The organism is Paracidovorax anthurii (genome assembly GCF_003269065.1).
Classification (GTDB): domain Bacteria; phylum Pseudomonadota; class Gammaproteobacteria; order Burkholderiales; family Burkholderiaceae_C; genus Paracidovorax; species Paracidovorax anthurii.
Map to the genome: position 1 here is coordinate 1 of NZ_QLTA01000099.1, position 7,450 is coordinate 7,450.

The 7,450-nt window shown below is 63.4% G+C and carries 7 protein-coding genes; all 7 read right to left on the reverse strand.

Translation table 11 applies throughout. The annotated features are described in order from the left end of the window. Nucleotides 1-1,187, reverse strand: a 1,187-nt coding sequence (gene tuf, locus AX018_RS23960; protein ID WP_111879388.1) for an elongation factor Tu, incomplete at its 3' end; no start/stop codon positions are given. A gap of 177 nt (nt 1,188-1,364) precedes the next feature. Then, nucleotides 1,365-3,467: an elongation factor G gene (gene fusA / locus AX018_RS23965; RefSeq protein WP_111882747.1), complete on the reverse strand. Its 2,103-nt coding sequence runs from the start codon at nt 3,465-3,467 to the stop codon at nt 1,365-1,367. Nucleotides 3,468-3,550: 83 nt separating this feature from the next. Continuing rightward, nucleotides 3,551-4,024, reverse strand: coding sequence for a 30S ribosomal protein S7 (rpsG, locus tag AX018_RS23970; RefSeq protein ID WP_111882750.1), 474 nt, complete (start codon nt 4,022-4,024; stop codon nt 3,551-3,553). Between the two features lie 170 nt (nt 4,025-4,194). Then, nucleotides 4,195-4,572, reverse strand: coding sequence for a 30S ribosomal protein S12 (rpsL, locus tag AX018_RS23975; protein ID WP_011793518.1), 378 nt, complete (start codon nt 4,570-4,572; stop codon nt 4,195-4,197). 157 nt (nt 4,573-4,729) lie between these two features. Beyond that, nucleotides 4,730-5,911: a D-alanyl-D-alanine carboxypeptidase family protein gene (locus AX018_RS23980; protein WP_111882752.1), complete on the reverse strand. Its 1,182-nt coding sequence runs from the start codon at nt 5,909-5,911 to the stop codon at nt 4,730-4,732. A gap of 88 nt (nt 5,912-5,999) precedes the next feature. Beyond that, complete coding sequence (locus AX018_RS23985) at nt 6,000-6,641, reverse strand: alpha/beta hydrolase (RefSeq protein WP_111882754.1); 642 nt, start codon at nt 6,639-6,641, stop codon at nt 6,000-6,002. 88 nt (nt 6,642-6,729) lie between these two features. Further along, nucleotides 6,730-7,080 (reverse strand): (2Fe-2S) ferredoxin domain-containing protein, encoded by a 351-nt coding sequence (locus tag AX018_RS23990; protein WP_111882757.1) that lies wholly within the window; start codon nt 7,078-7,080, stop codon nt 6,730-6,732. Nucleotides 7,081-7,450 lie beyond the last annotated feature (370 nt).

Consider the following 7,450-nt stretch of genomic DNA (forward strand, 5'->3'; position numbering starts at 1 on the left):
GCGATGATCTTTGCCACGACGCCGGCGCCGACGGTGCGGCCGCCTTCACGAATGGCGAAGCGCAGGCCTTCTTCCATGGCGATGGGGTTGATCAGCTTGACGGTGATCGACACGTTGTCGCCGGGCATGACCATTTCCTTGTCGGCCGGCAGCTCGATGGCGCCGGTCACGTCGGTCGTGCGGAAGTAGAACTGCGGACGGTAGTTGTTGAAGAAGGGGGTATGGCGGCCGCCTTCATCCTTGGACAGCACGTACACCTCGGCGGTGAAGTGCGTGTGCGGCTTGATGGAGCCGGGCTTGCACAGCACTTGGCCACGCTCGACGTCTTCGCGCTTGGTGCCGCGCAGCAGCAGACCCACGTTGTCGCCAGCCTGGCCTTGGTCCAGCAGCTTGCGGAACATTTCCACGCCCGTGCAGGTGGTCTTTTGCGTGTCGCGGATACCGACGATCTCGATTTCCTCGCCGACCTTGATCACGCCACGCTCGACACGACCCGTCACCACGGTACCGCGACCGGAGATGGAGAACACGTCTTCCACGGGCATCAGGAATGCGCCGTCCACGGCACGCTCAGGCGTGGGGATGTAGGTGTCCAGGGCTTCAGCCAGCTTCATGATGGCCTCTTCACCCAGCTTGCCCTTGTCGCCTTCCAGAGCGAGCTTGGCGGAGCCGCGCACGATGGGAGTGTCGTCGCCGGGGAAGTCGTACTTGTCCAGCAGTTCACGCACTTCCATCTCGACGAGCTCGAGCAGCTCTTCGTCGTCGACCATGTCGCACTTGTTCAGGAAGACGATGATGTAAGGCACGCCCACTTGGCGGGCCAGCAGGATGTGTTCGCGGGTCTGGGGCATCGGGCCGTCAGCGGCCGAGCACACCAGGATGGCGCCGTCCATCTGGGCGGCACCGGTGATCATGTTCTTGACGTAGTCGGCGTGGCCGGGGCAGTCCACGTGGGCGTAGTGGCGGTTGGCCGTTTCGTATTCCACGTGGGCGGTGTTGATGGTGATGCCGCGGGCCTTTTCTTCGGGAGCCGCATCGATTTCGTCGTACTTCTTGGCTTCGCCGCCGAACTTGGCGGACAGCACCGTGGCGATGGCTGCCGTCAGCGTCGTCTTGCCATGGTCCACGTGGCCGATCGTGCCCACGTTCACGTGGGGCTTGGTACGTTTGAACTTACCTTTTTCCATTTCTTTTCTCCAAAGAGCAATGCCTGTGTCGGGATTTAACGTCTGCATCCGATTGCTGAATCACCCCGCACAGCGCGACAGGATGGCATCGGATCGCAGATTGCAGAAACTGCGTTGCTATCGAAGCAGGAAGGCTGTCAGCACTTGAGAACCAAGCACCGACAGCCGATCTAGCGCTTACTTGGCGCGGGCAGAGACGATGGCCTCGGACACGTTGCGCGGAGCCTCGCTGTAGTGCTTGAACTCCATCGTGTACGTGGCACGGCCTTGCGTCGCGGAGCGCAGCGAGGTCGAGTAGCCGAACATTTCGGACAGGGGCACTTCGGCCTTGATGGCCTTACCGCCGCCCACCATGTCGTCCATGCCCTGCACCATGCCACGACGGGACGACAGGTCACCCATCACGGTACCGGCGTAGTCTTCCGGCGTTTCCACTTCAACGGCCATCATGGGCTCGAGAATGACCGGACCGGCCTTCTTGCAACCTTCCTTGAAACCGAAGATGGCAGCCATCTTGAACGCCAGTTCGTTCGAGTCCACGTCGTGGTACGAACCGAAGTGCAGCGTGACCTTGACGTCCACCACCGGGTAACCAGCCAGCACGCCTTGCGTGACGGCCTCGTTGAAGCCCTTTTCAACCGCCGGGATGAATTCACGAGGAACCACACCGCCCTTGATGGCGTCGACGAACTCGTTGCCCTTGCCGGCTTCGTTCGGCTCGATCTTGAGCACAACGTGGCCGTACTGGCCCTTACCACCGGACTGGCGCACGAACTTGCCTTCGGCTTCTTCCACCGTCTTGCGGATGGTTTCGCGGTAGGCAACCTGGGGCTTGCCCACATTGGCTTCCACGCCGAATTCACGCTTCATGCGGTCCACGATGATTTCCAGATGGAGCTCGCCCATCCCGGCAATCAGCGTCTGGCCGGACTCTTCGTCGGTCTTCACGCGGAACGAAGGATCTTCGGCGGCCAGGCGTTGCAGGGCAATGCCCATCTTCTCCTGGTCGGTCTTCGTCTTGGGCTCCACGGCCTGCGTGATCACAGGCTCAGGGAACACCATGCGCTCCAGAATGATCTGGGAGTCGAGATCGCTCAGCGTTTCGCCGGTCGTCACGTCCTTCAAGCCCACGCAGGCAGCGATGTCGCCGGCGCGGATTTCTTCGACTTCGATCCGCTCGTTGGCGTGCATCTGCACGATACGGCCGATACGCTCCTTCTTGCCCTTGATCGGGTTGTAGACGGTGTCGCCCTTGGTCAGCACGCCGGAGTACACGCGCACGAAGGTCAGCTGACCCACGAACGGGTCGGTCATCAGCTTGAAGGCCAGTGCGGAGAACTTTTCACCGTCATCCGCCTTGCGGGTCACGGGGTTTTCGTCTTCGTCGGTACCCTTGACGTCTTCGATGTCCGTAGGTGCCGGCAGGTAGTCGATCACGGCATCCAGCATGCGCTGCACACCCTTGTTCTTGAACGCGGTGCCGCACAGCATTGGCTGGATTTCGGTCGCGATCGTGCGCGTGCGCAGACCGGTCTTGATCTCTTCCTCGGAGAGGTCACCCTCTTCCAGGTACTTGTTCATCAGTTCTTCGGACGCTTCGGCGGCGGCCTCGACCATCTTCTCGCGCCATTCCTTGGCGGATTCCACCAGATCGGCCGGGATGTCTTCGAAGGTGAACTTCATGCCTTGCGAGGCTTCGTCCCAGATGATGGCCTTCATCTTGAGCAGATCGACCACACCGGTGAAGTTTTCTTCGGCGCCGATCGGGATCACCACGGGCACAGGGTTGGCCTTCAGACGCAGACGCATCTGGTCATAGACCTTGAAGAAGTTGGCGCCGGTGCGGTCCATCTTGTTGACGAACGCGAGGCGGGGCACCTTGTACTTGTTGGCCTGGCGCCAGACGGTTTCCGACTGGGGCTGCACACCGCCCACGGCGCAGTACACCATGCAGGCGCCATCGAGCACGCGCATGGAACGCTCCACCTCGATGGTGAAGTCCACGTGGCCGGGGGTGTCGATGATGTTGAAGCGGTGTTCGGGGTAGGACATGTCCATGCCCTTCCAGAAGCAGGTCGTGGCAGCCGACGTGATCGTGATGCCGCGCTCCTGCTCCTGCTCCATCCAGTCCATGGTGGCGGCGCCGTCATGCACTTCACCGATCTTGTGGTTCACACCCGTGTAGAACAGGATACGTTCCGTGGTCGTGGTCTTGCCAGCGTCGATGTGGGCCGAGATACCGATGTTGCGGTAGCGCTCGATGGGGGTCTTGCGTGCCATGATGGTCTTTCGTTAACAGCCAAAGAGCCCGCCCGCCAAGATGGCGGATCGGGCTCCCGGCCTTCGAGATGGAGGGTGGGCTTTTAGAAGCGGAAGTGGCTGAAGGCCTTGTTGGCTTCGGCCATGCGGTGCACTTCGTCACGGCGCTTCATCGCGCCGCCACGGCCTTCCGTGGCTTCCAGCAGCTCATTGGCCAGGCGTTGGGCCATGGACTTCTCGCCACGCTTGCGGGCGGCTTCCTTGATCCAGCGCATCGACAGGGCCAGACGGCGCACGGGGCGCACTTCCACGGGCACCTGGTAGTTGGCACCGCCCACGCGGCGGGACTTCACTTCCACCATGGGCTTCACGTTGTTGATGGCAACGGTGAAGGCTTCCAGGGGGTCCTTGTCGGGGTGCTTCTTCTGAATGAGTTCCAGGGCGCCGTAAATGATGCGCTCTGCAACTGCTTTCTTGCCGCCTTCCATGATCACGTTCATGAATTTGGACAGCTCGACATTGCCGAACTTCGGATCCGGCAGGATTTCACGTTTGGGGACTTCGCGACGACGTGGCATTTTTCACCTCATGTTTGCTTCAGTTGGCGCCCCTTTCGGGCACCGCGAGAGCCATCTGGGACTCCCACTTACTCGACCCACGCAAGCCTTGCTGCGCTTCGGGCCACTACGCTGGATCTCCGCGCCACGCGGGATACAGCACCGGATATCTCTGACGAAAAGCGCAGGGCTTACTTGGCCTTGGGCTTCTTCGCGCCGTACTTGGAACGGGCTTGCTTGCGGTCCTTGACGCCTTGCAGGTCGAGGGAACCGCGCACGATGTGGTAACGCACACCGGGCAGATCCTTCACACGGCCGCCGCGGACCAGCACCACGCTGTGTTCCTGCAGGTTGTGGCCTTCGCCGCCGATGTAGGAGATGACTTCGAAGCCGTTGGTCAGACGCACCTTGGCGACCTTGCGCAGTGCGGAGTTCGGCTTCTTGGGCGTCGTGGTGTACACACGGGTGCACACGCCACGGCGCTGTGGAGAGTTTTGCATCGCGGGGCTCTTGGACTTGGTCGTTTCGACCTCGCGCCCCTGACGCACGAGCTGGTTGATGGTTGGCATGAATCGTCCCTAAACGTGAAAACTTCCGCCCGATGGATTCGGTTCGAGCGAAGACGTGAATCCCTTCGGAAATTCCGAAAAGCCTTCTAATGTATCAGCTTGCCCACTTCAAGGCAATGAGCGTGGCGGGCAAGCCGCGCCTGGGCACATCGGCGCGTTACTTGATCCAGAGCCGGATCGCATCCCAGGCCCGGCCGAAGATGCCCGCCTGCTCGACGGCTTCGAGCGCGACCAGTGGCACCTCGGCGATCGGCTGGTCGCCCAGCGTGACCTTGAGCGTGCCGATGGCCTGCCCCTTGGCAAAGGGGGCGACGAGCGGATCCTGGCGCACGATCTGGGTCGTGACCTTGCCGGCGGAGCCCGACGGCACGGTGATGACGATGGGCTCCGGGCGACCGATCTTGATGGCGCTCTGCGTGCCCTTCCACACGGCGGGGGTGGCAGCGGGCTGGCCTGCATCGAAGAGCTTGACAGCGTCGTAGGCGGTGTAGCCCCAGTTCAGCAGCTTCTGACTTTCGTTGGCGCGGGCGTTTTCGCTGGACGCACCCAGAACGATGGAGAGCAGGCGGCGCTGGCCCACGTTGGGGAAGTCGCGCTTGGAGGTAGCCACGAGGCAATAGCCGGCGGCGGCCGTGTGGCCGGTCTTGAGGCCGTCCACCGTGGGATCGCGGAACAGCAGGGAGTTGCGGTTGGTGCCATTGGAAGGCGGGGTGCCCGGATACGCGTACTGCTTGGTGGCGTAGTAATGCATGTATTCCGGGAAGTCCTTCATGAGCCGGGTGGCCAGCACGCCCAGGTCGCGAGCGGTAGTGGTGTGGCCAGGCTCGGTGAGGCCCTCGGGGTTCTTGTAGGCCGTGTTCTTCATGCCCAGGGCCTTGGCCTGGTCGTTCATGAGCTTCACGAAATTCTCGGCCGTGCCGCCCACGCCCTCAGCCAGGGCCATGGTGGCATCGTTGCCGGACTGCACGATCATGCCCTTGATCAGGTCCTCCACGGGCACCTGCATCTTCGGGTCGATGAACATGCGCGAGCCCGGCATCTTCCAGGCGCGCTCGCTCACAGGCAGCTTCTGCTCCAGCGCGATCTTCTTGGCGCGCAGGGCGTCGAAGACAAGGTAGCCGGTCATGAGCTTGGTGAGCGATGCCTGCTCCACGGGCGCATCGATGTCCTTGGCGGCGAGTACCTGGCCAGCCGTCACGTCAAGCAGCAAATAGTTGCGGGCGGCGATCTCGGGTGGCTGGGGGGCCTGCGTCTGCGCCCAGAGCGCAGCAGGCGCGAGCACGGCGGCCAGGGCAAAGGAGCGCAGCGAGGGAAGGAAGGACTTCAGGGAAACGGGCATGCGGAACGGTCCGGGATAGCGGAAGAAAGAAGGCGGAAGGGAGAGGAGCGCGGGCCGACTAGGACGAGATGGCGGAGATGCCGCCGCATCAGGCCTGGGCCGCGAGATGCCGCATCACGAGGCTCTTGAGCAGCGGCAATTGTCCGTGAAAGAAGTGTCCGCCACCGGGCACGACTGTCACAGGGAGTATCTGGGGACGGGCCCAGTCCATGACGGCGGCGAGCGGCACGGTGTCGTCCTGCTCGCCGTGCACGACAAGGGTGTGCTCATGGGCCTCGGGCGGCACGGGCGCCACGGTGAACCGGCTGGCGGCCGTGCCCACGAGCACGGCGCGCTCGATGCTGCGCGCGCCCCAGAGGCGGGCCAGCGCGTGGCTGGTGACGAAGGCACCAAAAGAGAAGCCCGCCAGGGCGATCGGCCCCTGCGGCGCGGCCTGTTCGATCACGGAGAGCAGGTCGTCGAGTTCGCCACGGCCCTCGTCGTAGGCGCCGGCGGTGGCACCGACGCCACGGAAGTTGAAGCGCACGGCCGTCCAGCCGCTGGCGACGAAGGCGCGCGCAAGGGTCTGCACGACCTTGTTGTCCATGGTGCCGCCGAAGAGCGGATGGGGATGCGCGATCACGACCACGCCGCGCGGCACGGCGCCATCGGCCGGTACGGCCGGGTCGCGCAGCGCCTCGATGGCGCCGGCCGCGCCGGCGAAGGTCAGGCGTTCAGTCTGGGCGTTCACGTTTTTGCTACCAAAACAATAGCTTCATGCCCAGCATCGATGCCGACATGCCGCTTGAAATACCGGAAACGGGGACTCTGAGGCCGTTTCAGCGGCCGAGTTCCGGCGGCGTGAGCAGGCGCTCGACCACCTGGCCATTCTTGAGGTGCGATTCCACGATTTCGTCAATGTCGCTCGCGTCCACGTAGGTGTACCAGGTGCCCTCGGGATAGACGACCGCGATGGGACCGCCCGCACAGCGATCCAGGCAGCCGGCCTTGTTCACGCGCACCCGGCCCGGGCCGGCCAGCCCCTCGGCCTTCACGCGGGCCTTGCAGTGGTCGAACGCTTCCTTCGCGCCGTGATGGGCGCAGCTGTCCTCGCCGTTGATGCGGTCGTTGAGGCAGAAGAAGATGTGGCGGGCGTAGTAGCCCCGGGGCGTGGGGGTGTCGTCGGTCATGCGGGGATTCTATTGAGGCCGCCCCATTCCACGGCAACCGGAGCCATCCGCAGGCGAGCACGTGCAGACGCCGATTGATGTTGGCGGACCCATTCCTCCCCAAGGCCGCACAGGCAGTCGGCATGGCGCATGCAAACCGCATACGCGGGCTTCGCTGCGCAGCGGGAATGGCAGACGACCTGTGCGGCCACCCGCCCTCACCCAGAAATTGGAGGCCCGCGCCGCCCGACAGCCAGTGCTGCGGCGACGCCCCGGGGCGATCGCCCAAACGAACCCCTAGGGATTCTCTGCACGAATCAGTTACGACTGTGCCGATCCCGGTTGAAGAGCAGCATCAGCTCATCCCCCCCTTGCATCGCCATTTGTGTGC